The organism is Bacteriovorax sp. BSW11_IV (genome assembly GCF_000447755.1).
GTDB lineage: Bacteria > Bdellovibrionota > Bacteriovoracia > Bacteriovoracales > Bacteriovoracaceae > BSW11-IV.
In genome coordinates this window covers 31,002-57,862 of record NZ_AUNE01000036.1, presented here as the reverse complement: position 1 = coordinate 57,862, position 26,861 = coordinate 31,002, and the positions used below count along the sequence as shown (strand labels likewise).

Sequence of the window (26,861 nt, the reverse complement as noted above, 5' to 3'; positions counted from 1 at the left end):
TTGTCTGGCCCCTGGGGTCAGTCCATGCTATGGTGCCCCAATCCTAATCAATTGAAATTATAAGAGAAACAAATGACTAGAATCCAAGATCAAGTTAAAGAACATTTTACATTTGAAGTGGTTCACGTTGATAAGCACACTGGTGCCAGAGCGGGAATCATCAGAACACCACACGGAGATATTCCAACTCCAGTTTTCATGCCTGTTGGTACTCACGGAGCAATGAAAGCTCTTCAGCCACAAGTGCTAGAAGATATGGATACAAAAATTATTCTATCTAATACATACCACCTTCATCTTTCTCCAGGTTCAGACCTGATTAAAAAGGCCGGTGGACTTCATAAATGGATGGCATGGCCAAGACCAATTCTAACAGACTCAGGTGGATTCCAAGTATTCTCACTTCAAAAAAAGAGTTTGAAAGAAGAAGGGGCCGAATTTAAAGATCAGGACGGAAAGAAGATCATGCTCTCTCCTGAGACTTCAATCGATATTCAACAAAATCTAGGTTCAGATATCATGATGGCCTTTGATGAGTGTATTCCTTATCCTGCAACAAAAGAATATACAAAGAACTCAATCGACAGAACTCACCGTTGGTTGGATCGCTGTATTGCTGCTTGGAAAAATCCTAAGCAGGCCCTTTTTGGAATCATTCAAGGCTCTACTTATGATGAATACAGAAAAGAATGTGTTGATGAACTTGTAAAAAGAGACCTTCCTGGATACGCCATTGGTGGTGTATCAGTTGGAGAGGGCCCAGAGTTGATGGAGAAGATTGTTAAGTTCACTGCTCCACTTATGCCAGTTGATAAACCACGCTACGTTATGGGTGTAGGTAATCCCGAAGACCTTCTAATGATTTGGGAACACGGAATTGATATGAGTGATTGTATCATCCCTACAAAATTCGCTCGTGGTGGAACTCTATTTACAAACAGAGGTAAGATCAGAATTCGTCACAGAAATTATCGACGTGACTTTTTTCCAGTTGAACCTAACTGTACTTGTTATACTTGCCAAAACTTCACAAGAAGTTATGTGAAGCACCTTTTTGATTCCAATGAGATTCTTGGTGCAACTCTTACGACAACTCACAATATTGCCTTCTATAAAGGCCTAGCTGAGCGTGCTCGTGAAGCGATCCTACAAGATCGTTACAAAGAATTTAAAGAAGAGTTCTTGGCCAATTACAAAAAAGACGACAGAGAATAAAAAATAAAAAAGACCAGCAATGCTGGTCTTTTTTTTTACCCTTCAATGGCCTTAGAAATAATTTTCGTCAGCTTCTCAAGGTCTTCAATTTTAATATTGTGGAACATTGAAATTCTAAATTGATTACGCCCAAGCTTTCTATAGGCATCAATCCCGTAGGCAATTCTCTTATCAAGTAAAACTTTGCAAAGGTCATCTGCCGAATATTTATCATCGATATCAATAGTTGCCACGGCCGTTGATTTGAATTTATCTTCAGTCACGTAAGCACTTAAGTACGACTTTTCTTTTGCCCAACCATAGAGAAGATCAGCTTTTTTCTGAGCGAGTTCTTGGCACTTCTTGTATCCAAGTTTATTCATTTCCTTCACTTGTTCATTTAAAAAGAACAATGATGTAATTGAAGGAGTGTTATAAGTTGAATTCTTACGACAATTTTCGATGGCCTGCTTCCAGCTCATAATCTCAGGAATGTAGCGTCCTAGCTTGGCCACTTCTTCAGATCTTTTAATCGCTTTTGGTGACATGATGGCAACAAATATACCACCTTCACTTGCAAAAACTTTTTGCGGAGAAAAGAAAAAGATATCTGTTTTAGATACATCACATGGAACTTGTCCGGCTCCTGAAGTCGCATCGATGGCAAGAATTTGATCATCATTTACAGAAGGTAGTTCATCAATTTGAACACCAGTTGAAGTTTCATTTAAAGTTACTGCAACGAGGTCAAACTCTTTATGATTTGAATAGCTCACGCCTTGGCCATAATCAAAGGCCCTCTCCTCTGCAGAAATCCACGGAATTGAGTCAGATGATTTAAACCACTTATTTGAAAACTCGCCACATGTATAGTGAACAGCTTTTTCTTTTACTATACCAAGACCAATCATATCGAATAAGAATGTTGCGCCCCCATTACCAATAACAACTTCGTAATCAGCAGGAACTTCAAAATACTTTTTCAATCCGTCTTGGATTTCCTTAAACATCTTTTTAAAGGCATCTTGTCTATGACTTGTCCCAAGTAAATGAGGGCCAGTGGCAAGTAAAGATTCGACATAGCTCATCGGGATAAGAGAAGGACCACATCCAAATCGTGGGTCACTTGGTATTAGCTCAGCGGGAATATTGAAATTTTCGAACATAACAATCCTTTGTTTTTTGGTAAATTTTAAATCGAAGTGCGAGCTTATGAAATAAAAAAGTTGTCAAATGAAGGCCTTACTGTTTCAATTCTAGTGCACGAACAAGGATGTTTATGAAAAAAGGACTTTTGGCGCTCCTCGTAATTTTACTGAGCGTTGGGACATTAGCACAGACGAATTCACGTCAAAAAACACGACCAAAAAGAAGTGTAAAAAAAGCTGTACGCACTAATCACCATAAAAAACCTTATATTGATGATCTTTATTTTGGAGTTGGAAGCTTAACTGAATTTGTCGGTCATGTTCAAGTCGACGAAAATGGTGGTACTGAATCTTTCAGCTTCACCCCCTATCTCACCGTAGGTCTAAAAACATATCTCTATGACAAGAGCCTAAGCTGGCTTCCAGAATTTGGAATGAGCTTGCCCCATAAAGGCGCTGATGAAAATACAGGCCGTTGGAATTTTCATCTCGTGTCTAAATTTGCTTATGAGTTTAACGAGAGTTTCGCCCTTAATGCAGGTCTTGGACTTTCGTGGGTTCGCCTAAGTCTAGATGGCGGAACACAAACACTTCAAAACGGAAATAGCGTTGATGAATTTCCTATGCCGGAAGGAAGTTCGGTTTCTCAAAATCTTATCCTGACGTTGGGTGCCAGTGGAAAATTTGATCCCAACTGGGGAGCAAGTGCTGATTTCCATATCTTTAACATTGAAGACAGTGAATCTCGTGCTTGGAGCTATATCATTAGCGTGAACTATCACTTCGGAAAAGTAGAGTTTGATTTATGAAAACAAGTTTAATTGCCCTTATATTATTTTTCCAGACTTCGTCTTGGGGATTCACACTTAACAACACTGCTGGGGCCGCATTCACAGAAGATGAGGTAAAACTCTACTTTGCAGACAATTGCGTAAATTCAGGAATAGACACAAGTGAGTGGCTCTACCTGATTTCACAAACTGCATTGCGCTTTTGGAACACGGCCCCAACAAGTCGCCTTACTCTATCAGAGGCCGGCACAAGATCTGTTTCTACGGCATTTTATACAGACTCCCTTTGCACAAACTCTTCTTCTGATTGTGATATCAATCCCGATCTGGTTGTAAGTGATAATATTCTTATTAGCTGTAATGAAGAAGCGACAATCAATTTTCCAGATGATCGCATTCTAGCCAAGGCCCTGCCAAATAATACCAATGGTAAAACCATCAATGGGGCCATTGTTCTTATTAACGACACTGCAACAAATAGATTTCAAAGCATGTCTATCGATGAAAAAATCAGCGTTGTCGCACATGAAATTGGTCATGCCCTTGGTCTAGGTCACTCACGTTTTCGTGAGGCCCTCATGTATGCAGAGAGTTTGGAATCGAGAACAAAATTAGGTTGGGATGATATCGAGGGACTAAGCTTTTTATATCCGAAAGAGCAGCCTTTTGGGGGCTTTTGCTCGACGATTAGGCCCGATTATATCGACACAGATGTCCACCACAATCACGACCATTCGGCCCACGATCACAGTGATGAAAACAAGGCCCCTTATGTTCTTATGATTATGTTAGGGGCCGTGGTTTTCTTTACTTATAGAAAGCTTCTTCCACGCTTGTGACATTCACTTTCATATTCTTCTAGCCAAACTTTTTCTTGTTTGGTTAGAAGCTCTTGTTCAATCAATGAGTGATCAAATCCAATATAGACAAGATTTTCAAAACACAACATGCCTTTAAGAGTTGGGTGCTTTTGGACAATGGCAATATTCTCTAAACGAACACCCCCGAGACCAGGAATATAAATTCCTGGCTCGATTGATCCCACTTGACCTGCTTTTAGAGGAATATTAGACGTCGGTGATAATCTGAAATTACCTTCGTGTACATTAATTCCCACACCATGACCTGTGCCATGGGCATAGTCATAACCTAAACTTCTCATCTGAAAGCGTGCGAGAGAATCCAATTGTGCTCCCCAAGTTCCTTCGGGGAAAATGGCATTTTGAACTTGTAAAAGACCTTTAAGCACTAAAGTATACATTCTTTTTTGCTCTTCATTAGGCTCATCAGCGATGGCCACAGTTCTCGTTGTATCTGTAGCAAATCCACTTTCAAAGTAGCCACCAGAATCGAGAAGATATAAATCTCCTTTAGTGGCCTTCTTAGAACTTGGCGTTGAGTAGTGAATAATAGAACCGTTGGCGCCAACGCCAGAGATCGTGCTAAAACTTTGAGCATAGGCCCCTTGATTTTTGTAATTGCTCTCAAGAAGATCTCTCATTTCAGTTTCACTTAAAAACTCTCCTGCACTGGCCTTTTCTTTAACTTCCTTAAGCGTATTAAAAATGGCCTGATCCCCACTATTGAATGATTTTCTAAATTCGTTAAGCTCATTTTCAGTTTTAAAAGAGTGGTAACGAACAAGCCCTAGAGGAGCATGAGTTAATGTATGACCAAAAGCTGTATCTAAAAGAGCTTTATCTGCATAAGAAGTTTTATCGCTATCAAAGTAAACTTTATTGGCCTTGAGAGTTGAGAAGACCTTTGCCATCGTTGTCAAACTATCGTCGTAAACCCTATAGATTTTTTTAATGTCTTCATTTACGAGTTCTGTATTTGGAACAAAGAGGTGAAGCTCTTTATTTGTAAAAAAAGCTTTGGCCGCGATAGAGCTCTGGTAAGGAAATTGATAGGCCCTGATATTTGAAATCCAAGAAACGCTATCCATGGCACTAATAAAAAAGGCCTCCCCCTCTTTTAAAATCTTTGACGCTTTTGTAGAGAAGCTCTCAAAATTTAGAGTTTCAGGTAATAAAAATGCTGAACTCGCAAATGTATATTCATTGAAAGAAACAAATTTCTTTAAGTCTTCATCAGAAAAAGACACAACATCAAGGCCATTAAAAAGAGATTGTCCTAGTGAGTTTGGTGTTCTTTTGCTGGCCACCCCAATTTTTTGGACTTTATGCTCTTCAATAAGAGCACGCATGGCCGGTAAAATGTCTGGATAGAATGCACATTTGTGAACCACACATGTACTGGCATCAACTTCGTTGTCGGCCTGCTCATGGTAGCGACCATCAACAAAAAGGTGAATCTTACCGTCAGGCATAACTAAAACTTCGGCCATTGAACCAGTAAAGCCTGTGACGTAATAGCGCCAACACTCAGGTCTTGGCACATACTCATTAATGTATTGGTCAAAGCTTGAAACATAGAAAGCACTTAGGCCGTTGCTATTCATGAAGTTTAAAAACTGAGACACATTGCTCTTCACTTCATCGCGATTAAGGAAAAATTTTGCTGTCATAAATTACCACACTATAGTTTTTTTTCACTCTTCCGATAAGACCCCGTAAAGAGAGGGAAAAATGAAAGTTGCATACGCTAAAATTGTTTTTATCATACTTGCCGTCTTCGCTTTTAAAATCGCGATTGCCGACTCAATTAGAACTAAAGACTTTAAAAGAAATCCTAGTTCACAAAATATCCAGGTTCAGACTTCTTTCTAAACCCCTATTTGCCAAAGAGTTCATTGAACACTCTGCCTCTATGAGTATAATCCTTAAATTGATCAAAAGACGGAAATGCAGGAGAAAATAAAAGGTCCCCTGTAAAATCCTGTGAAACCACATAGTCTTTAACCTTATCCAAAGATTCTAAATAAAGAGAGTCAACTTTGTCGCCCACTTCATTTAGAAGTTGTGGACCAACGTGCCCTATAAAAATAATCTTTGCGGCCTTTTCACGTATCTCGTTCAAGTAGGGCAATATAGAGTCCCCGCGTCCGCGCTCCTGACCACCGATAATGAGCCACAAGGGAGACTTCCGACCTAGGAAGGAATTAAGGGCCGTTAAAGTGGCATCCCAATTCGTACTTTTGGCATCATTAAAGGCCTCAAACTTATATTTTGTGGGCACATATTGAAGCCTAAACGCCACTCCACAAAAGCTATTGATAGTCTTTTGAATCCCCTCTTTCGTAGCGCCCATATCTTTAGTGAGCTCAATCGCAAAAAGAAGATTTGATAAATTATGAACTCCAAGAAGTTTAAATTCAGACAATGAATAATCGGACAAGGCACTTCGAATGGCCTGTTCTGTTTCGGCCTTAAGTACTTTAAGCTCACAGTGAATATGATTTAAAAGGCCGTGCAGCCCCTCTTCATTTTCGCAAATAAAGAGCGTATCAGAAGAGTCCATCTTATTGGCAATATTCACCTTAGCGCGAGCGTAATCGCGAACATTCTCATAGCGCTCACCATGGTTAGGATAGATATTTAAGATGGCCGCTTTCTTTGGTTTGAGAGAAGGAGTACTCTCAAGCTGAAAACTTGAAAGTTCAAGAACGGCCACTTCACATTTTTGCCCATCTCTAAGATGAGTCAAAGCATAATCACAAAAAGGAATACCAATATTACCCCCGACAAAGGCGCTAACACCAGAGGCCTTGAAGATCTCTTCGCAAATGGTCGTTGTTGTGGTTTTTCCATTAGTCCCCGTGATTCCAATGATGGGAATTTGAATATGTCTTAGCGCCAGTTCAATCTCATTGATAACTTCAACCCCGTTAGCAAGGGCCTTTACTAATATAGAATGTTCTCTGGCTATTCCTGGACTTAAAATAATGGCATCCATTTGGGCCAATAGATCGCTAGTCTTAGAGTCGTCTTGAGAAAAGCACTGGTCTTTGGGCACAAGCTTAAAGAGCTCTTCACCAGCTGGCCATGAACTGAGCTCCCCCATATTTACAACATAGGTTTGAACACCTAGGTGGTTTAAAAATTTAATGGCCGACATCCCTGAGCGACCAAGACCAAAAACGGCCACTTTATTCATATTTTTTACCTTGTTTAGTTCAAATTTTTCCCTATTACTGATATATCATGGCCATAAAAAAGAGGCCACGACATGAATTATAGAGACAGGTTTATTAAGATTAGCAATTTTCTGCGCCCGCTTGCCCCCCTGTGGCAAGACGAGATTCTTAATACCTATCCAGACTCTTTGCAACATTACCCACAGAGCTGGATTGATACTCTTTGTGCCCTTAATGAAGACGAGCTCTATCAAGTGGATATCAAGGACAATTTTGAATCCATCACAAAGACAGAATTGGGGCAGTGGCTCAACCAAATTAAGGCCCTATGTCAAATTGAGCGCATTGAACTAAGTTCGCATTCTCCTAAAGAAGCACTACCGCCCTATGCTTTTCATAAAGTGAAGGCAAAAAAACAATACGAAATCAAAATTATTGGTGATTTCATTGAGGCCCTCGACGAACAAAGACGCCCACAAAAACTTATCGATATAGGAGGAGGTGTTGGTCACCTCGCAAGAATTATGGCCCACTACTATAATCTTGAAACGACTTCTATTGACTGTAATGAAGAGTTTCAACAAATTGGTCGTGAACGCCTAAAAAAATATCCTGCCCCTAAAGGGGCAAAGACACTATCGTACATCAACCTTCTTTTTGGACCTGAGGGAGATGACAACCAACTTAGACCTTTATTTGACGACAAGACCCTAAGCCTAGGGCTTCATACTTGTGGTCCATTGGCCCTGGCCCATTTTCGTACTAACTTTAAATATCAAACAAAATCACTGATTAACTTTGGTTGCTGCTACTCAAGAATGAGCGCTTCGCGCGATGTAAATGTATCTCATTTTGCCAAAGAGAATCCTCTTGAATTTAACGAATACACTCTGGCCCTCGCAAGCCGTGGACACAATTCCATGACAATGCAAGATTTTAAACTGAAGCGCCAAGTAAAAAACTATCGCTACACTCTTCACTTCTTTTTGAAAAAATATTTTCCAGAGAAAACGTTTCTCAGTGTAGGAGAAGTACTTACAAAGGAATATAGATATCCATTTTCACAATATGCCAAAGGCAGAATGGATCATCTTGGAATTGACAGTAGTGCTTTTAGTGATGAAGAGCTCGATTCATTTTACAGTGATAGTGAAAGGCAAAAAGAGCTCGATCAAATCTTTGTGGCCAACGTCATCAGATGGCAATTAGGTAGGATTTGTGAGCTCTATATTCTTCTAGATCGCTGTCTTTACTTAGAAGAAAATGATCACGACGTCGTTATGAAAGAATTTTTCAGCGATGATATCTCTCCAAGAAATATTGGTATCTATGCAAACAAGAGATTGCCTTAGTCTCTTGTTTCACTCCAACCCGGAAGAGTTTTATCTTTTTCTTCTAGATTTTGATAAAAATATAAATCCTTACCTGCACGTCTCGAAATTTCTTCTAACACTTTTCTCTTATCTTTTTGATCTACATCAACCAGACACTTTGTTAATTCTTCAACATAGCGACAAGCATTGTCCTCGTCACCTTTTTGAAGTTTATAACGCTTATTAATAACCGAATTGGCCGTAGCAAGAACTTCAAGATTAGCGTGAACAATTTGATTTGAATGCTTGGCCAATGTTCCACGACATGTCAGATTTTCTTTATCACCCTCGAAATTTTGCAATAAATATTTTCTCATAAGTGAATCAACGAAGGCCTTATTTTGCTGGTTTTTTGGATCATCTTGTTCACGTTTTTCCCAATCAAAAGTGTAAAGCCACAAATTGAGAAAGCGATCCGTTTTACGGGTCTTATTTAAAAAACTCGTTGCATGCACACTCGCATGAACTTCATCTTTACTTAATGATTTAACATACTGATCAAAGTTCGCGCCATTTACACCATTTTCAATCATATCTTGAAAAGCACGACATGAATCGAGTGCTGACTTTGCTTGCATATAAACTTGATTGATATTGTGAACAAGTCTTGGTCGCCAGTGAGCATCCATTCGCAGGTACTTATCAACGATCTCTCTTTGAACTTCACCCTTGTCTGCCCCTTCAACTCTAAGAGCATCAATGAATTTTCCATTATTGTAGACATCGCCAAAAGATTCTTTCAAAAAAATCTCAACAATAAGGGCCGTAACAACTTTATGTTCATCAATTTTAGTTTCAGCATTGGCATTTGGAACTAAAATTTTAAGAATATCTTTGTAAGTAAAATCTCTTTTAATTAAATAGTGATCCATCACTTTGACAGAATTTTCAAGATTAAAACTCTCGTCATAAAGAGCAACCTTAGTATTATCAAGTTTAAAATGGCCTTTGAGAAAACCGTCTGGCGTCACTAAAAGTTTATGGCCATTAATTTCAAAAGATACACCCTCTTTTGATATGATAGGCCTTGGTAATTTTTTTAGGCCATATTTATCAAAGACCTCTTTGATATGTTGGCGCTCTTTTTCATCTGGAATAGTTTTCAAAATCTCGTGAAGCTTATAATAATTTTTTGCATATCTTCCATAACTGTTGGCATATTCTTGTGACATCATATCCATGGCGACGGAATAATATCTATTATCGACTTCTCTGAACTTCTTATCATAGAGCTCTTCTGCATTTGATTGAACAATTGTAAAAAGGGCCAGAGTACTTAGAAGAACTTTTTTCATAAAACATCCTAGTGTTTTGTAAACATCATCTAAGTTATCGGAAAATATAGAATTAATTTGAGACTGGAATTGAAGGTGGAGTTTTTTGCTCCACCTTCTATAAAATCTAATTAGCGTAGGTATAACATATCAAAGAAACTTGGAAGTTCCCAAAGCCCCTCAGGCATTAGACATTCAATTTGATTACAATACTCGGCCATTGCAAAACAAACTGGCATTAATTCGTGCGCTATTTTTTTAGCACGCTCATCAATATCCTCAGGGAGTTCATTGATCATATTTTTTAAATTGCGCGCATTTTCATAAAGAGACTCTAGTGAAAGATTGATTTCTTTGTAAAGATCAGTCTCTACATTAGATTGGAAACCAAGATTTTTTTGTTCTTTAATCACTGATCCCAATTCTTTTTTATACTCCAAGCAACTTGGAATTATGAACTTATGAATCATATCGATGAATGTATGAAGCTCAATCAGACGAATTGTATTGTAGCGTTCTGTTAGAACGTGGTAACGAGTTTCAAGTTCAGACGCTCTAAAAATTTCCTGACGTGTTAAGAAATTCGTTTCCTTAGTATCGTTGATGATATGAAGACAGTCGGCCGTTGTTTTTAGATTTGGCAATCCTCTTCTATTAGCTTCTTGTACCCATTCATCACTATAACCATCACCATTGAAAATAACTTGATGGCTTGAACTAATCCATTTCTTACAAATTTCCATTAGAGCAGCATCAATTGTTTTTCCTGCAGCAAGTTCAGTCTCTAAAATCTTATTCGATTCTTCAAAAATATCAGATACAGCACCATTTAAAATACTCATTGGTAAACCAATGGCCATAGCAGAACCAACCGCTCTAAACTCAAACTTATTTCCAGTGAAGGCAAAGGGAGAAGTTCTGTTTCTATCAGTATTGTCTTTTGGCAACATTGCAAGCTGGCGTGCTCCAAGATCAAGCATCACTTTGCTCTCTGAGCTTGTGGCCTTGCCATCTTTAATGGCATCAAAAATTTTCCCAATAGCATCTCCAAGATAAACAGAGATGATACTTGGAGGAGCTTCATTTGCCCCAAGTCTATGATCATTACCAGCAGAGGCAATAGAGGCCCTTAAAACTTTAGCATGTCTTTTTACGGCCTCAACAATAATTGAAGTCACTGCAAGAAAGCGCATATTTGAGTGAATCTCATCACCTGGCTCAAGTAGGTTCAAACCTTCATCACTGGCCATTGACCAATTCAAGTGCTTCCCAGAGCCATTTACACCTGCGAATGGTTTTTCGTGCAAGAGTGCAACGAAATTATGTCTATTGGCCACGTTCTTGATTGTTGCCATCACCAATTGGTTTTGGTCAGCGGCCACATTGGCATCTCTAAAAATCTGTGCAATTTCAAATTGGCCAGGAGCAACTTCATTGTGTCGCGTTTTGGCCGGGATGCCCAGCCTGTGCAATTCATAATCAAGCTCTTCCATAAAACAAAGAACGCGCTCAGGAATCGCCCCAAAATAGTGATCTTCCAATTGTTGATTCTTAACTGCTGGAGCACCAAATAAAGCTCTTCCGGCCATCACAAGATCAGGTCTTGCGAAGTAGAATGCCTTATCAACAAGAAAATATTCTTGTTCTGCACCACAAGTGACGTTTACAGATTTTGTGTTTGGAAAACCTGATAGGTTTAAAAATTTAGTGGCCTGCTCGCTTAGCTTAGATACTGATCTAAGAAGTGGCGTTTTAACATCGAGGGCCTCACCATGGTAAGAAACAAATGCAGTAGGAATACAAAGAGTCTTGCCACTAGCACCTTCGATAAGAAACATAGGAGAAGTTAAGTCCCAGGCCGTATAACCTCGGGCCTCAAAAGTAGCTCTAGAGCCACCGTTAGGAAAAGATGAAGCATCGGGCTCACCTTGAACAAGCTGTGAGGCCGATAATTTTTCAATAGGCTTACCCGCTCTATCAAAATCTAGAAAGGCATCGTGCTTCTCAGCAGTCGCCCCAGTTAAGGGTTGAAACCAATGACAAAAATGTGTCGCCCCTTTTTCAATGGCCCATTCAGTCACGGCCTTGGCCACGATTTCTGCGTGCTCTTTTTTAAGGCCCTTACCTGATTGAATAACACTTTCTAATTCATTTTTAATTTGTGTAGGAATGCTTGAACTTTCAGAGAAATGAAAAATATTTTCTCCAAAATATTCAGTTACTGGAAGATAATTTCCGCGCCCGTCAGTGGGACGTTCGAAAATACGCTCTTCGCGGTTGGCAGCTTGTAATTTTGAAACTGTACGGATGCTCTCCCTAGACATGTTTTCTCCTTAAAACATTAGATCACAGAACGTGACAAACTAAATAAATGATAAGGGAAAAGGCCCATGGCCGTCCACGGGAAATTCGGTATCTTTAGAAGAATCTTAAAGAGTTTTAATTGACCGTTCGGTAATTAAAGAAGGGCAAAAAAGGCATTGGCCTTTGCCATACAAATCATCGTTGTTGCAAAAAGAAAGAACGCGATTTTAGCAATAAGCGCTTGTGCTTCGTGGGGCATCATAATGAGAACTCCAAAAATTTAAATAATTTTCACATTTGTTATGACAAAGAACAAAGACTTTAGCAATATAAAATTATGGATATTGCTTATTGTATAGAGTCTAAAAAATTTAACCCAGTTCTACCCACAATCTTCATTGGTAAAAAGGCCACTGAAGGTCACGATTGGCATTACTACTTATCTCGTAAGGCCCTGTGTGGAGCACTGGAAACCCTAGAAATCATGATGCCACCAGAGAGTGTGGAGATTGAAGGACACCTTCATATCAAGAATCACCCTGAAATTTTGGTTTCACTAAGCCACACAAAAGAACATGCCATTGGTCTTGCAACGCGCCAAGAAGACGGAGTTTGCAGTGTTGGAGTAGACCTAGAGCTTAGAGAACGTAAGCTTACAGAGGGCGTCGAAAAATTTTATTACAATGATCATGATGCTCTTGAATTACAAAACGATCCCCTTTTATTGTGGTCTTTAAAAGAGGCGGCCTTTAAAGCGCTCTCACCTTTTGCCCACAATTTTCAAGAAAAAGTCCTCGTCTTAAAAGACATTTGGATTAATGAGGGCCAGTTTGGTCTAGTATCCTATGGAAATCACAACCTAGGTGTTGTCGATTATTCCATGGAGCTTAGAAATGATGATTTATTGCTCATCAGCTTTGCCTTACTTCTTTGCAAATCAATTGACTAAAAACCTCAAGATTACTATAACGCCATAAAATAAAGTTATTCATGAGGCGTTATGAAAAAATTAATTTTGACCCTAGCACTTATTGGCTCAAGTGCCTTTGCTCTTGACCACTCTAAACTTGAATTCAAGCTCGAAGATATGTTGCGCTTTGAATCTGTCGTAGCTGTGCTATCGGTAGAAACACTAGAAAATGAAAACTACAGTGTGGACCTTGCCATTGACGCTGGCTATGCATCTCGTATGATTACTTGTGAAATTAAATGGGATGGGGATCAAAAAGTCGAAATCAAAAAATGCGACAAGGGCCTTGAGTGGTTCAAAACCCTTAAATCTAATTAGTTCTTTTTTTCTTCAGCATCTGCAACGGCCATATCTTCAAGACCTTTTTCAAGGATTGAATTCATGGCCTCTTTCACTTTATTAGCATCTTCACGATCAAAGACACCCTCATTGAAAAGAAGTTGGTCGATGGAAATCGCCTTGGCACGAGATTTAGAAATTTTTCCGCCTCTTTTTAAAAACTCTTCTACAGATTCAACTTTCATAAACTCTCCAATAATTTTTTAGAATCGATAGCTCAAATCTAAAATAAAGTCACGTCCACTGCTCTTTAAAAGTGCTGTGTGAGGTCTGTAATCTCTATCGAAAATATTGTTGGCCGTAAATGAGGCCTCGAAATTTTTCAACATTGCTTGTGAAGGAAGCCATGAGACGCCTAAGTTATGAACATTATAGCCATCACTTGCTTTAGAGGCCGTGGCCACTCTCTTTTGCTTTTCGGCCAAAAGAGCATGGTAGCGCAACTTTAGGTCTAGACCTTCAAAAAGATGAGAAAATACGAAATTCCATTCATCTGCGGCAGTCGTATCTAAGGGGGCCTTCGTGCTCTTGTTCTTTGAACGCGTTTGAGCATATGTCAAAGACATAGAACTGGTGAAAAAATCATATTGAGCTTTGAGTTCAATCCCTTCGAAATCAACGTTGGCCCTATTCTCAAAGGTCGTCGTTCCCCCACTAATATTTACCACTTGTTCAATGAAGTTTTTCGCCTCAGTCTGGAAATAAGTCACTTCCATAAATGCACTGTCTTCACTTAAAGCAAACTCATCCTTAGCGAGCTTAAAACCAACCTCATAAGATTTCGTTTGCTCAGGAACAAGATTAGAGTTGGCCACAAAGTAATTATTTGGAATACCACCACTGCCAGGAAAGTGCAGACCATTAACAAAAAGATCCTGTAAGCGAGGAGCATTGTAGCCCTCACCATAATTTGCATAGGCCGAGAGATTTGATGTTAATTCACTGTTAATCGCAAATTTCTTTGTAAGTTTGTCTCCCTCTTTCTTTAGGTTTTGATCTTTCGAACTGAGTTCAAATTTATCAAAGCGCAATCCCGAGACAATTTGCAACTTAGAAAAGGCGTGCCAAGAAGCTTGAAGATAAGTTCCATAGAATTCACTTTTTCCATCTGGAAAAGGTGCGTACTTATCGCTGCCATTTCTGCCTTCGTTGTCATCACGAATATATTCAAGCCCATATGTAACATTTAATTCTTTAGAGAAAGTAGAGATATTGTAGAGATCAAGCCCCTTCGTCTCAACAGTTGTACGAGCTAATTTTTTTACGGAGTAATCATACTTTTCAATATTTGTTTTCGTGTATTGTAAATTTGCGTAAGGATCAATTAAACCATTGTCACTTTTAAGATTATAGCGAAGAGTTAGTGCATCCTTTTGAGAATCCCTATCCGTTAATGGATTTCTAGAACTCACTGATGTTCTACCATTTTGAGGCTCTTGGGCCTTCGTGATCATCTTCTGCGCAATGACCTCAACTTGATGCTTTTGCTCCTTATTAGAGTTAAGCTTTATGAAAAAATCACGGCCCTCACTTTCTGAATACGCAAGCTTCGTATCATCTCCAAGACGTAGCGAATTTTTCTCATCCACACTTAAAGATAAAAGACCTTCCCAATTTCCAAATAAACCATACGTTGTAACGATTGCTTTTTGAAAATTATTGGCACTCCCGTAAATTGTCTCAAAAGACATCCCGAATGTTTGATCTTTAGCAAGAAAATCGCGCGCTTTTTTGGTTTCAAAAGAAACAACACCACCAACAGCTCCAGATCCATAAAGAGTGGAAGCCGGCCCTTTAATCACTTCAACACTTTTTAAAAGACTTAAATTGAGAAGAAAATCGGCATCGTGAGAGCCTCTAAAATTTTGTCTAGCACCATCAATAGTGAAGAAGATTTTTGTACTATCGATACCACGAATATTGATTTGTTGAGCACCCTCGCGAGGGCCGAAAGAAGCGTGAACACCAGGCAGTGTTTGCACAAGCTCTTCCACAGAGTTTGGTCTTTGCTCTTCGAGCTCATCAGAAGTAATCACGCCTACGGCCGCAGGAGTGTTTTGAAGAGAATTATTTGATTTTGTACTGTGAACATAAATTGTCCCAATGGACTCTTTAGCGACAACAGAAACAGACACTGAGAACAACATAAACAGCGTTAACGACTTCAGCATGAACAAACCTTTTTTAATCAATGGCAAATACTATGGGAACTTCTAAATCTAATTGTGAAACTTTCAATATTTCTGGAATAGGTGGAAAAACACCCACTTTATCTATCGTTTTCAAAGCAGCACTATTAAGACTGTCATAGGGACTAAGATGATCTACTTTCTTTGTCAGTATACGCCCCTCTTTAGACACTAAAATGCTTACAACAACCCTACCTGTATGACCAAGTCTTTGAGCACTTCTTGGGTAATAGCGATTGGCCATGACAAGCTCTCTGATATCTTCTTTGTAGCGAGTCATCTCATTTTGTTGGCCGAGGGCCACATTTTCAGTCTTAGCAATTTTTGCGACTTTTTGAACTTCTTTTTTTAAAGCTTTTTTAGGCTCAGTCACTTTTGGTGCCACAAATTTTTGCTTGGCTTTCTGTGGTACAACTTGTTCCTTAGTCGGAACGACGATCTTTACCACAGTTTGAACTTGCGAATGGGCAGAAAAGAGTTCGGCATAGAGTTCACTATTTTCAACAATGATTTTTTTATAAAAAAGAAAAACTGCGTGGCAGATTAGTACAAAAGATAACGAAAAAAGCATGAGCTTTTTTTCGTAAAATTTATAATCTTCAGCTGTCATTGGCCTAATCATGAAATAGAGTGTCTCATTTATGTTTGATACATCAAACTTATTTCATAATCTGTGGTTTTTGACAACTGCCGCGTAAAAAAAATCTGTTCAAAAGACTCGACATTACAAAGAGATAGGGATTTAACTGATGAAAATAAGCTTTTCTAATCTGTGATATAAAAAAATTATTGTTCACTGGACTAAACAACTTTGATAAAATCTTCAACATGCTAAGATTACTGGTAGTATTAATTTTATTTAAAATCTCAATGACCGCAATGGCCCTAGGGCCAATTGTATTCTTGCATCAAAATTCGGCCCCGAAATTCTTTCCTTTGGACTCTGGAAAAAAAGGCCTTTGCAATCATATTTACGAGAAAATAGCCTTTCGCCTCTCCCATAAAAACCTAAACTTTCAAAATCACCACGCGATGCTTCCCATTAAAAGAATTTTAAGCATGCTGGAAACGGGTGAAGGGCATATCTTTTGCGGGGCCGGAAAAAACCCTGAGCGTGAGAAGCTTTATATCTATTCGCCGACGGCCATTTACGAAGTAAGTAATGTTGTCGTTGGCCATAAAGATGAAATGCTCACTAAATTTGAAATGGATTACTTTCTAAAAAATAAGGTGGCCGTAGGCGCTTATTTTGGAACGACTTCTGCAAAGTATCTGCGCTCACAAATTGGCGATTTGGCCAAAGATCATTTTACGAATATTGAAGATGCTCTTTTCTTAGTTAATGCTAAAAGATTGCGCTTTTTTTATTATCATGACTTGGGGCTAAATCATTACGTCCACGATACAAAATACTCACTACAGGTTATGTCTCCTAGATTTAGAACAGTTCCTCAATGGATGATTTACAGCAAAAAGACACCGCCAGCTGTTATCAAGGCGATTGATGAAGTTCTCCACGAGATGAAAGACTCAGGAGAACTTCAAAAACTTAGAAATGATTTTTACTAGATCTTTGAATAGCGGCCGAAGCTTTTTTTCTGCAACTTAATTCTTCTTTTCTGTGCGTTTTCCAACTTTTCTTTCTTTAAGATTGAAGGCTTAGAGTAATGCTTCCTTTTTCTATACTCTTTTGTAATTCCATAATTTTCACACATGCGTTTGAATTTTTTTAATGTTCTTTCAATTGGCATGCCCTCTGCGGCCACAACTTTAACTGAAACTGAATTTGACATAATATTCCTCCAAGACCTTACATCATGGAGGAAATAAAATGAAAAAGGAAAGCAATAACTAACAAATTCGTATTATACGAAAATGAGTTAATTAATGTGATTTAATCATCAAACTCAATTATGAAATCTTGAATATCATCATATTCAATCTTATGTTCAGGATAGACTTTATAGGCCACTGAAACTCCGCTTTTGTGAACAGAGTTTTTGTCACCACTAATTAAAGGGTGCCAATCTTCAAGTGGCCTTCCTTCATAAACTTTTCTGTAGCCACAAGTTTCTGGAAGATACCCAAACTCAGTGATGCTATTTGGTGTGAGCTTCATGCAATTAGGAACCTTCATCATACGATTCTTATAATCTGTACAACGACAAGTTTCAGGATCAAGAAGTTTACATGAAATACTCGTATAGAGGATTTCATTAGTATCTTCATCTTGTAATTTGACAAGGCAACAACGGCCACAGCCATCGCATAGAGCTTCCCACTCTGTTTCATTGAGTTCATTTAATTTGAATTTTTCCCAAAACTTATCTCTAATCATTAAGGCATTCTTCCTTTAAAGATTTTTAGGGCCTTTTCTTTATCGACAACTTTGAAACCTTTAATTCTCTTAGGTGTGACACCTGCAACAACTTCGACCTCTTGGATATAACCAAGTCTTGAAATTGTGAATGTATATTTCTTGTCAGCAAGAATATATTTTTCCATATCAGCATAGCCATCTTTAAGCATGCGCATACCGTTAATGGCAAGGATTTCATCCTCTGCGTTTAGACCACCTTTAAAGGCCGGACCATCAAGTTCTGCATAAGCAACACTCATACGATCCCCAGTATACTTAGGTCTAAAACCAAACCATGGTTTATCGCCACCACTCCACTCAACTTCAACACCTGCAAGGTTGAAGTATTTTTCAAAATCAATATCTTTAGTCGTTGAGAGCATTTCATCAAAATGATCCGCAATCTCTTTACCACCAACAGCTTCCACCATTGAGATCACTTCTTCTCTTACTAATCCTTTCTCTGGATTCGCTTTATAGCGATCCCATAGAAGATCAAGAAGATCGATAACACACTTATTCTTTTCGGCCAAAAGAACGTTTAGTACGAAAAAAACAAGTCCGCCCTTCAGGTAATAACTTACAGATGAATTATCAGAGTTTTCATCTGGACGGTATAATTTAATCCAAGAGTTGAAAGAAGAATCTTCTAACGAATGGAACTTACGACCTGGAATCGAGAAATATCTATTTAGATTTTCTTTCATCATTTCAAGATACCCATCCAAATCAACATATTCAGTTCTTAAAATAAAGGCCTGATCCATATAGCTTGTTAACCCTTCAGTTAACCAGTGCATTCTCGTTTTGGCCTCTGTTAAATAATCAAATGGCCCCAACTCAAGAGGACGGATTCTCTTGACGTTCCATGTATGAAAAAATTCATGGGCCACAAGCTCTAACCATTTCACGTAATTTTTACGATCTGTCATAGCCCGTGAGCAAAAGTGAAGGGCCGTTGAATTCAAATGCTCTAGACCGCCGTAAAGCCCTGGAGCAAAATGAGTAATAAAAGTATATTTCTCGTAGGGAATGTCTCTCATTGTTGCCGTTACGTGTTCAACAATTTTTTTAATATCGGCCTTGAGATCCCACTCGTGAGGAAATGTTTTACCATAGAAAGCAAGTTCATGGTCAATTCCAGCAACTTGAAAACCATCTGTTTCATGACAACCAATTTCAATTGGTGCATCGATAAGTTCATCGTAATCTGCAGCAGTATAGAGAAAAACTTCGCGTTTAGAAGATATATCTTTAAGACCTGTAGTGACTTTCGACCACAATGGAGGAAAACTTATTTCAATTTCAGGATTAAGCATTTGTTTATCGAGAACACCCATTAGTGTTGAAGGGCCATGGATGAAGGCATGAGTACGATCGATATGACTTGTACGAACAGTTAATTCATGACAAAAAACATCGTAAGAAATTGTCACTTCGTCGCTAGAGTTTTTTAAATCACTCTTTGACCAATCGACTTCGTAAACACCTTTATCAACTTGTTGAAAAAATAATTCTTCACCGTTTGCAACTTGTGCTTTGAAGTTTTTAACATTCTTTCCATACTCTCTCATCAGGTATGAACCTGGCGACCAGCTTGGCAAGAAGAATTTCAATTTCGTTTCATTTTTATCTTTAACAGTTTTCAAATTAACATGAAGCAAATGACTATCTGGATTAGGAATACTAATTTTATAGTGTAGTTTCATAGAGTTTTCCTTATGTGAATTTTTCTTTGTTTTTTTACTTGTAAAATAGCAAGGCATTGGATATCAACGGCCCATCTAATAAATGAACTATAGACGAAAAATCGCACTCTCACAAGCTGTGCGCCGTTCATAAAGCATTAAAATCACGCTAATTAAAAGGTGTAAAATGACCCAAACCCATAATAAAATTCAACGTGATCTTGTAGTGCCCCCAACTGTTTCTTTTACCGACAGGGCCCTGCAGGAATTAACGCTTATTGTAGAAAATGATTTCACACTAAAGGGTAAATATTTTCGCCTCCTCATCTCTGGAAAGAAATGCGAAGGCTTCACTTACTCTGCCGGCTTCACAGATATGGAAGACGAAGACTTTATCATCGATGTGAATGGCAGCGATGAACTTCAAGTCATCATCGATCCATTTGCAGCATTCTACTTAGCAAACGCCCAAGTGGATTTTGTTCAAAATTTTGAAGAAGGCCTAGAAGGTTTTGTCATCACAAATAAGAATCAAGATTTATTCAAAGGTAAATTTTGGCGTGCAGATGAAACGAAAGTCCCTCCTCTTAAAAAGGAAATCTAAAAAATGGATTACCGCTACTTAAAGGCCTTTATCCTAACAGCAGAACATGCCAGCTTTTCAAAAGCAGCTGAAGAGTTAAAGATTGCCCAATCAGCGGTATCCCGCCAAATCAAACTTCTCGAAGAATCACTTGGGGAAGAGCTCATTATTAGATCTTCAAAAAAAGTACTTCTGACAGCAAAAGGCAAAGAGCTATTTTTGGCCTCAAAAACTTTTGATCAAGTAACGGGACATATTTTCGAAAAAGAAGACAAAAAACCCCTTCGAATTGGCATTCTTAACGGACTTCTTAAAACATGGTTCAATCCTTTGCTGGTAAAGTTCTATAAAAAATATGAGCGCAATATGAATATCCATATCGCCGATACTCCTGAGCTTATTAAAGGAATTGAAGATGGGGTCTTTGATGCTATTTTCGCAACTGAAAATATTCAATCTGAACTCGTAAGTTCACTCAAACTTTTTGATGAAAATTTTGTCCTAATTTCTAAGAATGAAATTAACAAAAAAAAGCTTGAAGACTATCGCTGGATCGTTTTCAGCGAGGGCGATAACCTTTACAGACTGAGTAAGAATCGTAGTGAAAAAACCATTGTTATTGATTCAATTTCAACAATAATCAACCTCGTAAAAAATGATGTTGGTATTGCCGTTGTTCCTGATCACGTTCTTAAAAAGAGTGACAATCTTACAGTTCAAACGATGCCAGGACTGCCAAAGTCTGAAATTTTCATGACGACTCTAAACTACAAGACTATGCCTAAGTCTCTTAAAGAACTTACTCAGATTGTACAGGGCAACTAAAACCACGACTGTTAAAGTTCCTTATTTATTGAATAATTTCAAAGAGTGAATCCACCTCAAAAATTCACATTAAATTAATTTAAAACTTTAAGTTTTGGCCCCGTATAATGTTCTATATCTGCAAGGAATAACCAATGGCCACAAGAATTCCCTTAAAGTCAAAAGTCTTATTGCTTCTGCTTTTTATAATTTTTGCGGCGGCCATCATCGTCCCCTACAACTATATTTCGCTCTCACTAAAAAATGATATCAAAAAAAATGAAGTTTCTTACTCTCGTGATATTGAGAGGCTCAATATCTTTTTAGACATGGCAAAAATTAAAGAATATGAGTACATCATTTCTGAAAAAAAAGTCGATATAGAAAGCTATTCAAAGGCCCGCTGGCTATTAAAAGAGCATGTCCTCAATTATTTAAAACAAGAAAATGAAGAGATTTACCGAAGATTTCGTACAACGACAGAGATTTTTGAACATTATCAGAGAAACCTAAAAACAGTCGGAATCAAAGGCTCTGGACTCATTGAAAAAATGCGCAACTACGCTCATCACATAGAAAAAGAAGTGCAAAATAATCGTAGTGCTACTGTTGCCATTCTTTTGATGAGACGCCTTGAAAAGAATTACTTTTTACGTCGGGATCTCTCCTATACATTTGAAATCGAAAAAATTGGCCACAAATTATTAAATGATGACTCATTAACAAAGAAGGCGAAAGAAAATGTAAATCTTTATCTCTCTACGTTATTAGAAATAAAAAGGCTCATTGAAGAAAACAAACTCCTCATTCAGATCTATCGTAATGAGGCCGAACAACTTAGTTCTCTTATGAGTTTTTATGTCAAAAATATTGAAAAAATGAAAACAAATATATCGGAGAGACAAGAGTCCTTTTTAGTAAATTACATGATTATTGGTCTTGTGGCAGGATTTCTTCTCGTTATTATTTTAATCTACATTTTTAATATGATGAAACAAGATAACGCTCACAAAGATGAGCTTTTAATTGAATTAAACAACAAGATCGAAGAGAAAAATAGACTACAAGACGAACTTGTTTCCCAAGAAAAACTGGCCGGTCTTGGAGGACTCGCCGCTGGAATTGCCCATGAGATAAAAAACCCTCTAAACCTTATAACAAACTCAGCAAAAATCATTACAGAGCTTTGCAAGGAATGCACTGAAGAAAAAGATGAGACTAAGAAGGCCGAATATTTTAAAGATGCGACTCCCATGCTTATGAAATCAGCAGAGATCATAGACAACAATATCATTCGTGCCAATGACATCATAAAAAATATATTGGCACTTGCACGAGGCAGTAAGGATAAAAACTTTGAACTTCATAATTTACGCAACATCGTTTATGAAAATTATACACTCTCCTTTCATGCCATGAGGGCAACAGGCCCTATACAAGTTGAGTTCATCAATGAAATGGATGATGTTGGTGATTACGAATGCTTAAGAACTGATCTTTCACGCGCCCTTATTAATATCTTTGACAATAGCTTTTACTCACTCGCTCAGAAGCTCAAAAATAAGCAGTACGCTCCTTACATTCACGTTAAACTGTATCGTAAAGATTTTAAACGCATCTTAAAGATCAGAGACAATGGAGAAGGTATAAGTAGAGAAAATCTCATGAAAGTTCAGGAACCTTTTTTTACCACCAAACCTGTTGGAGAAGGAACAGGATTAGGTCTATCATTTGTTAGCGACGTGATTAAGGCCCATAGTGCTATTATAAGTATAGAATCGAAATTGAATGAATATACCGAAATAACAATCGAATTTTAATGGAGGTATGATGTTGCCCATTAATATAGCAGTGGTTGATGACGAACCCGAAACTGAAACGATCTATGCTTTTGCGCTGAGAAAATTTATCCGAGATAAAAAGGCCCATCTCCATTACTTCCCCGGAGGTTATGAGTTGTTAGATTTTCTACAAGAAAAGAAAGATGAAATTAAAATTCTCATTTTAGTTTCTGATATCAATATGCCCAATATGAACGGCATTGAATTGATTAAAAGAATCCGTAAAGATTTCCCTTATATTGATCTCTACCTTTCAAGCGCGTATGACGCATCTTCTTATCAGGAACAAATGAAAAAGAATAATGTCATTGATTTTTTCGAGAAGCCTGTTGATTTTGACAGAATACATAAAATGATCGAGCACAAATTGAGTGTGACTATTTAATCTTTTTGCCCTTTACGACATTGCCATCATCGTAAAGGGTAAACTCTGAAAATTTCCCAAGTTTACCTGGAAGCTTATAAGTTTTAACAAGAGGTTTACCTTTAATCGCAAAAGGCCATGTCACTTTCACTTCGAGGATTTGATCGTCTTGTGAAAGTCCAAAATGAAGCCCCTCTTCATTTTGGGAAGGGAGAGGTCCGTTGAGATATTCAACCCATCTTTTTTGATTTTTATCGCGTGAAATAACTTCAACCGTTGCACCGAGACCATGTAAATTGGCCTTTTTCCCTCTTAAATAAAAGCGTAAACCTTTGCCCGTGGTCTTTGTATGATTTATGAAAACATAGAGCTTAGGCTCGAGATCTGGTGCTCTAATACTCGATTGGCCAACAATAATGTCCATGAGTCCATCTTGATTAACATCCATCACCACAACACCAGAAGGGTTCGCGATATCTATACCTTTACGTTTTCCAATATCAGTGAAGGCGTGATCATTTTCTTGTTCAAAAAGAATAAGTCTTGAATGGGGTGGAAAATCTGAATTTTCAACAACAACATCAATGAGGCCATCGTTATTAAAATCAGTCCAGACGGCCCTTTTGTCGCCTTGATTCCAATTGAGAGTTCCGTCACTCATATAATATTCACTACGAATAAATTTTGGAGGAAAATCAAAAGTAGATCCCGTGAGAATACTTGAGCGGTCACGCTCTTCCGAATCAATATTTAAAGTAAGTTCACCCGTGAGCACATCCATAATGCCGTCATTATTATAGTCCGTGCATGTGGCAAAGAAACTATTCCCTGCGCCAAGTAGCTTTAAATCACCAATACCATCTTGAGCAAAACCACTTTCTTTTGCGTAGTCGATGAAAATGCGATCTTTATTTTTTTGATCATAAAGATTAAGCCATAACTTATTAGGATAGCCCCCTGAATTTGAAACCATCAAATCGGGATAGCCGTTGCCATCAATATCACAAGTTCCAACACCAAAAGTTGGTGTCGCCTTTGGGTAGGTCTCAGTGTCACGTGAGTATTCGTGTTCATCTTTTAAAAGATAACTCACCTCTTTAATAATTTTCTGGTCACCTTTGAATAATCGATCTGGGACAAGAACAGGTGGGTCCACACTTAAATTGACCCAATTGCCTTCATAAAAGTCAAGTGTGCCATCTAAATCATAATCCAATAAGGCAATCGATGCCGTTGGATTAACTTTTGAACGGTCAATGGGTTTAACGACTTCGGAATATGTTATTCCCAAAGACCCTAGCTGGCCTCTAAAGAGACGAAGTGGTCTAGGCGTGAGTTCTGTTTTTTGATTAAGAACGCCGATAAGAATGTCGTACACTCCATCTTTGTTATAATCAAAAAAGGCCAAATAAGATGCTCTCACCCCTTCAGGTAAAGGAGAGGTCACTTCACTGAATTTTTTAAGCTTTTTATCGAATTTAAAAAATCTTGGAACCGAATAATAGTCAGGAAGTACAACGAGATCTGTGGCGCCATCACTATCAAAATCTACGGCATAAATATGATAGGCCTTAACAGAACCTAGGCCCAGCTCTTTTGCCATATCCACAAAAACAGCGTCTTTAGTTGAACTTGGACCGTAGTTTACGATCTTCTTCGCAACTGTTTTATTTTCCTTCTTCTTACGAAAAAAGTTTCTAGCACTTGAGCAAGAACTTTGCACAAGCGCTAGAGACATAAGAAGAACAAATGTGGATGCTTTATTTTTAGAAATCAATGATATCTAATCCATAACCGTCGTACTCACAAACACTTTTGCTTACAAGTTCAACGTCTTTATCTGTATTACTATTCATTGCTTTCAAGTTTTTAACAAAGTTCTTGCGAGACTCATTAAGTGAAATCTTAGCAAGTGAAAGAACGTAATCTTTTTTATCTTGAGAAACATCTGATTTTTCTAAAATTGCAGTTGTACGAGACATTACAGCAATCATCACATATAGATTGATGGCCATGTCAGCAATTCTTTGTTGTGGAAGTTCTCTATCAACGATTTTCTTACCGTGCTTGATAAGAGTGTTTTCAACTTGATTTGCAAAACCACCTAACATTCCTGAGAAATGTGATGCATATGATTCAAGTTCAGGGTGAACTCTTGTAAGAGTCTTAGACATGATTCTAGAAACTCTTTTTTTAGCAAAGTCAGTTAACACACCAAGAGACTTGATTGGATCTTGCATTGCTTTAGATACATCAGAAACTTTTCCTAGCTCTTTCAATCCATCTGCAGGTCCTTTCATACCTGAAAGTGCGATAAAACATCTAAGGATCTCATTTGTTCCTTCGAAAATAAGATTGATTCTTGAATCTCGCATAATTCTTTCATAAGGATACTCTTTCATATAACCGTTACCAGCTGCAATTTGCATCCCAGTATCAACTACACTCCATAGAGATTCCGATCCATAAATCTTACAAACGGCAGTTTCTAAGAAATAGTCATTAAGACCTTTGCACATATTACCAGTAGTCATATAAACAATTGACTCAGTCGCATAACAACGGGCCGCCATGAAAGCGAGCTTATCTTGAATGATACCAAACTCAGCAATTGATTTACCAAATTGCTTACGCCCTTTAGCGTGCTCCGTGGCCAATTTTAAAATTGTTTTCATCCCACCAACACAACCAGCTCCGAGTGAAAGACGACCACTATTTAGAACATTCATAGCAATCTTGAAGCCTTTTCCTGGCTCACCTAGCATATTGGATGCAGGAACAACGACTTTGTCGAAGTAAACTGCTCTTGTTTCAGAAGCGCGAATCCCCATTTTATTTTCTTTTTCACCAAAAGAAACACCTTCCATACTCTTTTCTACGATAAAACATGAAATCTTTTCTTTGATTTCGCCGTTTACTTCATGGTCTGTTTTACAAAAAACTGAATAGAACTCTGCTGTTCCAGCATTTGTAATCCACAGTTTTTGACCTGTGATTGTAAAAGTCCCATCTTTATTGTCTACGGCCTTAGTTTTAATTGAATAGGCATCAGAACCTGAACCTGGCTCAGTTAAACAAAAGGCAGCGATTTTTTCACCGCTTGCTAAAAGAGGCAACCATTTTGCTTTTTGTTCTTCATTACCTTCGTTTAATAGTGCTCTATAACCAATTGACTGGTGTGCACCAAGCATTGTTGCTGTTGAGCCATCAATTGACGCAACTTCCGCAAAAACGCGTGAGTATAAAGAGTAATCAAGGGCCATACCACCGTACTCTTCAGAAACGGCAAGACCACATAGTCCCAATTCAGCTAGGCCTTGAATAACTTCTTTTGGAATTTCGGCCTCGTGATCAAATTTTTCGCCATCAATATTATCTTCACCAAACTTGGCCACAGCATTAGTCATCTCTTTGGCCATTTCAACTTGGTCCTCTGTAAAATGAGGAAATGGGAAGATGGCCTTTTCATCGACTTCCCCATAAAAAAGTGAACCAACCACAGAATCTAGTGCTTGATTGTTTTTGTCAGACATAATCTATCCTTAGTTTAATTAAGTTGAATTTATTCTATGATAAACCCACTCTTATCACTTGCAAATAA

Annotated in this window: 25 protein-coding genes; 12 read left to right on the top strand and 13 right to left on the bottom strand. The window is 38.1% G+C overall.

Annotation, left to right across the window (positions count from 1 at the left end; all coding sequences use genetic code 11):
• Positions 1-72 precede the first annotated feature (72 nt).
• Positions 73-1,215 (top strand): tRNA guanosine(34) transglycosylase Tgt, encoded by a 1,143-nt coding sequence (gene tgt, locus M899_RS09835; RefSeq protein WP_021271283.1) that lies wholly within the window; start codon positions 73-75, stop codon positions 1,213-1,215.
• Positions 1,216-1,250: 35 nt separating this feature from the next.
• Here tgt and M899_RS09830 read toward each other — a convergent pair whose 3' ends face one another.
• A complete protein-coding gene (locus M899_RS09830; RefSeq protein WP_021271249.1) occupies positions 1,251-2,360 on the bottom strand; it encodes an aminotransferase class V-fold PLP-dependent enzyme in 1,110 nt (369 codons plus the stop codon).
• A gap of 113 nt (positions 2,361-2,473) precedes the next feature.
• On the opposite strand from M899_RS09830, the gene M899_RS09825 reads away from it, so the two are divergent.
• Positions 2,474-3,151, top strand: a complete 678-nt coding sequence (locus M899_RS09825; RefSeq protein ID WP_021271268.1) for a hypothetical protein — start codon at positions 2,474-2,476, stop codon at positions 3,149-3,151.
• Entirely contained in the window at positions 3,148-3,972 is an 825-nt protein-coding gene (locus tag M899_RS17740) for a matrixin family metalloprotease (RefSeq protein ID WP_021271333.1), read from the top strand. Before M899_RS09825 ends, M899_RS17740 begins: the two co-directional genes overlap by 4 nt.
• Here M899_RS17740 and M899_RS09815 read toward each other — a convergent pair.
• A complete protein-coding gene (locus M899_RS09815) occupies positions 3,945-5,663 on the bottom strand; it encodes a M24 family metallopeptidase (RefSeq protein WP_021271270.1) in 1,719 nt (572 codons plus the stop codon). The two genes, M899_RS17740 and M899_RS09815, sit on opposite strands and share 28 nt — an antisense overlap.
• Before the next feature lie 61 nt (positions 5,664-5,724).
• Here M899_RS09815 and M899_RS18395 point away from each other — a divergent pair, with 61 nt between their 5' ends.
• A complete protein-coding gene (locus tag M899_RS18395) occupies positions 5,725-5,865 on the top strand; it encodes a hypothetical protein (RefSeq protein WP_021271276.1) in 141 nt (46 codons plus the stop codon).
• Positions 5,866-5,869: 4 nt separating this feature from the next.
• Here the strand turns inward: M899_RS18395 and murD are convergent, their stop codons facing one another.
• On the bottom strand, positions 5,870-7,192 hold the full coding sequence (gene murD, locus M899_RS09810; protein ID WP_021271271.1) for a UDP-N-acetylmuramoyl-L-alanine--D-glutamate ligase: 1,323 nt from the start codon (positions 7,190-7,192) through the stop codon (positions 5,870-5,872).
• A 72-nt stretch (positions 7,193-7,264) separates the two neighbouring features.
• Here murD and M899_RS09805 point away from each other — a divergent pair, with 72 nt between their 5' ends.
• Positions 7,265-8,524, top strand: coding sequence for a methyltransferase (locus tag M899_RS09805; RefSeq protein WP_021271341.1), 1,260 nt, complete (start codon positions 7,265-7,267; stop codon positions 8,522-8,524).
• On the opposite strand, the gene M899_RS09800 is transcribed toward M899_RS09805, so the two are convergent.
• Both M899_RS09800 and M899_RS09795 read right to left on the bottom strand, forming a co-directional pair.
• Positions 8,521-9,840: a hypothetical protein gene (locus M899_RS09800; RefSeq protein ID WP_021271247.1), complete on the bottom strand. Its 1,320-nt coding sequence runs from the start codon at positions 9,838-9,840 to the stop codon at positions 8,521-8,523. The genes M899_RS09805 and M899_RS09800 overlap by 4 nt on opposite strands.
• A 110-nt stretch (positions 9,841-9,950) precedes the next feature.
• Positions 9,951-12,143 carry a glutamine synthetase III family protein gene (locus M899_RS09795; RefSeq protein WP_021271298.1) on the bottom strand — a complete coding sequence of 731 codons (2,193 nt, stop codon included), beginning with the start codon at positions 12,141-12,143 and terminating at the stop codon, positions 9,951-9,953.
• Between the two features lie 317 nt (positions 12,144-12,460).
• On the opposite strand from M899_RS09795, the gene M899_RS09790 reads away from it, so the two are divergent.
• Positions 12,461-13,072 carry a 4'-phosphopantetheinyl transferase superfamily protein gene (locus M899_RS09790; protein ID WP_021271245.1) on the top strand — a complete coding sequence of 204 codons (612 nt, stop codon included), beginning with the start codon at positions 12,461-12,463 and terminating at the stop codon, positions 13,070-13,072.
• A 51-nt stretch (positions 13,073-13,123) separates the two neighbouring features.
• The gene (locus tag M899_RS09785) at positions 13,124-13,411 is read left to right on the top strand and encodes a hypothetical protein (protein WP_021271327.1); all 288 of its coding nucleotides are present in this window, start codon (positions 13,124-13,126) and stop codon (positions 13,409-13,411) included.
• Here M899_RS09785 and M899_RS09780 read toward each other — a convergent pair.
• The 3 genes from M899_RS09780 to M899_RS09770 are packed head-to-tail and all read right to left on the bottom strand — an operon-like array spanning position 13,408 to position 16,243.
• Positions 13,408-13,617, bottom strand: coding sequence for a hypothetical protein (locus M899_RS09780; RefSeq protein ID WP_021271352.1), 210 nt, complete (start codon positions 13,615-13,617; stop codon positions 13,408-13,410). The two genes, M899_RS09785 and M899_RS09780, sit on opposite strands and share 4 nt — an antisense overlap.
• An 18-nt stretch (positions 13,618-13,635) precedes the next feature.
• Positions 13,636-15,603, bottom strand: a complete 1,968-nt coding sequence (locus M899_RS09775) for a TonB-dependent hemoglobin/transferrin/lactoferrin family receptor (protein ID WP_021271345.1) — start codon at positions 15,601-15,603, stop codon at positions 13,636-13,638.
• Between the two features lie 13 nt (positions 15,604-15,616).
• The gene (locus M899_RS09770) at positions 15,617-16,243 is read right to left on the bottom strand and encodes an energy transducer TonB family protein (RefSeq protein ID WP_021271252.1); all 627 of its coding nucleotides are present in this window, start codon (positions 16,241-16,243) and stop codon (positions 15,617-15,619) included.
• A gap of 206 nt (positions 16,244-16,449) precedes the next feature.
• Here M899_RS09770 and M899_RS09765 point away from each other — a divergent pair, with 206 nt between their 5' ends.
• Positions 16,450-17,190, top strand: a complete 741-nt coding sequence (locus M899_RS09765; protein WP_081653788.1) for a substrate-binding periplasmic protein — start codon at positions 16,450-16,452, stop codon at positions 17,188-17,190.
• Here the strand turns inward: M899_RS09765 and rpsU are convergent.
• The 3 genes from rpsU to M899_RS09750 form a co-directional block, all read right to left on the bottom strand.
• On the bottom strand, positions 17,187-17,414 hold the full coding sequence (gene rpsU / locus M899_RS09760) for a 30S ribosomal protein S21 (protein ID WP_021271293.1): 228 nt from the start codon (positions 17,412-17,414) through the stop codon (positions 17,187-17,189). The two genes, M899_RS09765 and rpsU, sit on opposite strands and share 4 nt — an antisense overlap.
• Positions 17,415-17,515: 101 nt before the next feature.
• Positions 17,516-17,959 (bottom strand): YcgN family cysteine cluster protein, encoded by a 444-nt coding sequence (locus M899_RS09755; RefSeq protein ID WP_021271317.1) that lies wholly within the window; start codon positions 17,957-17,959, stop codon positions 17,516-17,518.
• Complete coding sequence (locus M899_RS09750) at positions 17,959-19,689, bottom strand: M61 family metallopeptidase (protein ID WP_021271320.1); 1,731 nt, start codon at positions 19,687-19,689, stop codon at positions 17,959-17,961. The genes M899_RS09755 and M899_RS09750 overlap by 1 nt, the downstream gene beginning before the upstream one ends.
• 166 nt (positions 19,690-19,855) lie before the next feature.
• On the opposite strand from M899_RS09750, the gene M899_RS09745 reads away from it, so the two are divergent.
• From M899_RS09745 to M899_RS09730, 4 genes are all read left to right on the top strand, one after another.
• Positions 19,856-20,272, top strand: coding sequence for a HesB/IscA family protein (locus M899_RS09745; RefSeq protein ID WP_021271257.1), 417 nt, complete (start codon positions 19,856-19,858; stop codon positions 20,270-20,272).
• A 3-nt stretch (positions 20,273-20,275) separates the two neighbouring features.
• Positions 20,276-21,076, top strand: coding sequence for a LysR family transcriptional regulator (locus M899_RS09740; protein WP_021271325.1), 801 nt, complete (start codon positions 20,276-20,278; stop codon positions 21,074-21,076).
• A gap of 134 nt (positions 21,077-21,210) precedes the next feature.
• Entirely contained in the window at positions 21,211-22,875 is a 1,665-nt protein-coding gene (locus M899_RS09735; protein ID WP_021271305.1) for a sensor histidine kinase, read from the top strand.
• Between the two features lie 10 nt (positions 22,876-22,885).
• Positions 22,886-23,281 (top strand): response regulator, encoded by a 396-nt coding sequence (locus M899_RS09730; protein ID WP_021271309.1) that lies wholly within the window; start codon positions 22,886-22,888, stop codon positions 23,279-23,281.
• Here the strand turns inward: M899_RS09730 and M899_RS09725 are convergent.
• Positions 23,274-25,037 carry a CRTAC1 family protein gene (locus M899_RS09725; RefSeq protein WP_021271286.1) on the bottom strand — a complete coding sequence of 588 codons (1,764 nt, stop codon included), beginning with the start codon at positions 25,035-25,037 and terminating at the stop codon, positions 23,274-23,276. The two genes, M899_RS09730 and M899_RS09725, sit on opposite strands and share 8 nt — an antisense overlap.
• The gene (locus M899_RS09720) at positions 25,027-26,793 is read right to left on the bottom strand and encodes an acyl-CoA dehydrogenase family protein (protein ID WP_021271281.1); all 1,767 of its coding nucleotides are present in this window, start codon (positions 26,791-26,793) and stop codon (positions 25,027-25,029) included. Before M899_RS09720 ends, M899_RS09725 begins: the two co-directional genes overlap by 11 nt.
• Between the last annotated feature and the right edge of the window lie 68 nt (positions 26,794-26,861).